General features: G+C 40.0%; 3 protein-coding genes. 1 reads left to right on the top strand and 2 read right to left on the bottom strand.

Annotation, left to right across the window (positions count from 1 at the left end):
• The first annotated feature begins 261 nt into the window (after positions 1 to 261).
• The gene (locus AC52RT_RS11230; protein ID WP_495540825.1) at positions 262 to 1,221 is read left to right on the top strand and encodes a hypothetical protein; all 960 of its coding nucleotides are present in this window, start codon (positions 262 to 264) and stop codon (positions 1,219 to 1,221) included.
• A gap of 90 nt (positions 1,222 to 1,311) precedes the next feature.
• On the opposite strand, the gene pflA is transcribed toward AC52RT_RS11230, so the two are convergent.
• Together pflA and AC52RT_RS11220 are read right to left on the bottom strand one after the other, a co-directional pair.
• Positions 1,312 to 2,043, bottom strand: a complete 732-nt coding sequence (gene pflA, locus AC52RT_RS11225) for a pyruvate formate-lyase-activating protein (RefSeq protein WP_495540824.1) — start codon at positions 2,041 to 2,043, stop codon at positions 1,312 to 1,314.
• A gap of 53 nt (positions 2,044 to 2,096) precedes the next feature.
• The coding region (locus AC52RT_RS11220) for a pyruvate formate lyase family protein (protein ID WP_495540823.1) at positions 2,097 to 3,269 on the bottom strand (1,173 nt) is incomplete at its 5' end.

Genomic DNA, 3,269 nt, shown 5'->3' with positions numbered 1-3,269 from the left:
TCGGTGCAACAACAACAACTTCACCAAGCGGGGTTGCAAGTTTCGGAGAAGACAAACCTAAAAAAGATATGCCAATGATTATGGCTGCCCATGGAATCCCATATGTAGCAACCGCATCAATCGCATACCCAGAAGACTTTGTTAACAAAGTTAAAAAAGAAATATAACCTCGAATATACTTTATGTCTATGTACAGAACCATCCTTCGAGAGTTTTCCAGGTGATGACTCGAAATACATTTACCATGGTTCAGCAGGGAAGATGCTGCCACTCGTATTTTGCGTAGGAAAGGAAACGCATGTTGGCGAGCCGTTTGCAGGTGTGAATGCTGCATGGATGGCAGCCGAATTTACTTCAAATATGGAGTTAGCAGAGGTTTTTCTTGAAAGGGAAAGTGATATTTCGTGTCCTTTGCCCATTTGTCTCAAGATTGAAGATCTTAAGGAGCAATATAATGTACAGACACCCACACATGCATATGCACTCTATAATATTTTTACCATTAAGCAGACTCCTGAAGATGTGATAATCAAAATGAAAAAGCTGGCAGAGCAAACAGCTTCCGAACTAATCGAACGTATGGAAAAAGTATGTATTTCTAGCGGTATCTTAGAATATAAACCACGCATTAAAGAAGCTATACCGAAAGTATTTACTTATTCGATGTTATACGATCTTGGAAAACAACGGTTTGGAGAGTCATTTGAACAGGCACTGTTAACGATCATCATGAATAAAGGTGTGGACGATTACCGAGAATTGACGATTTCTCTTGCGAAAAAAATAAGTGATTACTTTCCGGATTTGGCACCATTTTATTTAATTATGCTTTCTCCACCCTATTATCCGAATGTCTCATTGACAGAAGATAAACAAAAAGATGTAAACATTAAACAGTTAGCAAAAGATATTCAAAAAAAGGCTGAAGGTATTGGAGTAGAGATGAAACTTCAGAAATACTTCATGGGTCTATCTGATGTAAGTTATTGTCGTCTGCAGGATTCAGAAAACGTAATTCCAACGTTAGCAAAAGAGCTGCCCTTGTATGGAACAAGATATCATTTGCCTTTAGAAACCATCGCAGCACTGGATATTCCAAGCTTGAATATTGGACCCTATGGTAAAGATGCTCATAAACGAACGGAACGTCTAGAATTGCCATTTTCCTTTGAAGTCCTGCCAAATCTTCTTAACTATGCTATTAAGAAGGTATTAATCTAGCCTTCGCTGACGGAATTAGTGTATCAGCTTAACCCTCATCTCGGGAAATATATAAATAAGGCCGCACAATCTAGTTGTGCGGCCTTACATTTAGTTCTGAACGTTCAACAGTTGATAAGCATTTTGTACAGCCTCTTCTGAAGGCGGCTGTATATCCTCAAGCGGATAAGTAAGACCTAAGACATTCCACTTGTAAACACCAAGCTTATGATATGGAAGAATCTCTACTTTTTCTACATTGCTTAGTGTACGGATAAACTGTCCAAGATCGGTTAAATCCTCCTTAGAGTCGGTAATGCCAGGAACGAGAACATGGCGAATCCAAACAGGAATGTTCTTTTCATCCAGGTAGTGAGCAAACCGAAGAATATGGGAATTCGGTTTACCTGTCAGCTTACGGTGCTTCTGATCATTAATATGTTTAATATCCAAAAGAACGAGGTCGGTGTATTTCAGCAATTCATCAAGTCCTCTTATAAAGAACGGTGTTTCTGAAAAACATCCTCCAGAGGAATCAAGTGCCGTATGGATACCTAATTTTCTGCATTCTTTAAATAATTCAGTAACAAAGGGTAAATGAAGCAGTGGTTCGCCTCCACTAACCGTAATTCCACCGTTCGAAGCACGAATAAACGGAAGGTATTCTTTTAAATCCTTAATGACTTCTTCTACGGTAATATCTTTACCAGAACCGATGCTCCATGTATCAGGATTATGACAATACTGACAGCGAAGTAAACAGCCCTGTGTAAAAATAATGTACCGGATACCGGGACCATCCACGGTGCCGCATGTTTCAACAGAATGTATATTTCCAATCATTGCTTTCAGCCCTCTCACCGCCTCCATGGGGGTGGGGGCGTTTGTTAGTTTAATTAAAGGTTTTCATGGAATGTACGATTGATTACATCAATTTGTTGTTCTCTCGTTAGTTTAATAAAGTTTACAGCGTAACCAGATACACGAATTGTTAATTGTGGATATAACTCTGGGTGATCCATCGCATCAAGCAGCGTTTCACGGTTGAATACGTTAATGTTTAAATGATGTCCTTTTTTCATGATATATCCATCCAATATTGCAGCAAGATTGCCATTTTGAACATCTTCCTCTTTACCAAGTGCTTTTGGTACCATCGAGAATGTATTAGAAATTCCATCTAGTGCATGATGATAAGGAAGTTTGGCTACTGAAGCTAGTGAAGCTAATGCTCCCTTGGTATCCCGGCCATGCATTGGATTTGCTCCAGGTGCAAACGGTTCTCCCTCACGTCGGCCATCCGGTGTATTCCCAGTCTTTTTCCCATAAACAACATTAGATGTAATGGTCAGGATAGATAGAGTGTGAACAGATTGCCGGTATGTGACATGTTTTTTGAGCATGGACATAAAGGTCTCAACCAAATTAACGGCCAGTTGATCGACGCGGTCATCATTATTTCCGTATTTCGGGAAGTCGCCTTCTACAACGTAATCAACAGCAATGCCATTTTCATCGCGAATGACCTTTACTTTGGCAAATTTAATCGCGCTTAAAGAGTCAGCTACAACACTGAGTCCTGCTATTCCGGTAGCCATTGTTCGGACGATTTCAGTATCATGCAAAGCCATTTCAATGCGCTCGTAGCTATATTTATCGTGCATATAATGAATCACGTTTAAGGTATTGATATACAATCCAGCGAGCCAATCCATCATGAGTGTGTACCGTTCCATGACTTCATCATAGTCTAAATAATCGCTTGTAATCGGGGCCGTTCTCGGTCCAGCCTGGACTTTCAGTTTTTCATCAACACCACCGTTTATCGCATATAACAAGGCTTTGGCAAGATTGGCACGTGCTCCGAAGAACTGCATTTGCTTCCCAATTTTCATAGCAGATACACAACAAGCAATTCCATAGTCATCGCCATATTCCAACCGCATTAAATCATCATTTTCATATTGAATGGAACTTGTTTTAATAGACATGCTGGCACAATACTTTTTAAACTCTTCAGGAAGTTGAGGGGACCAAAGTACTGTTAGGTTTGGTTCTGGAGCAGGTCC

Source organism: Peribacillus sp. (assembly GCF_059453735.1).
This window is presented reverse-complemented; position numbering and strand designations above follow the sequence as displayed.

Bases quoted from the DNA above. Each gene is read 5' to 3' on its own strand.
- AC52RT_RS11230 (WP_495540825.1), top strand. From the start codon at position 262: ATGCTGCCACTCGTATTTTGCGTAGGAAAGGAAACGCATGTTGGCGAG.
- pflA (WP_495540824.1), bottom strand. From the start codon at position 2,043: ATGATTGGAAATATACATTCTGTTGAAACATGCGGCACCGTGGATGGT.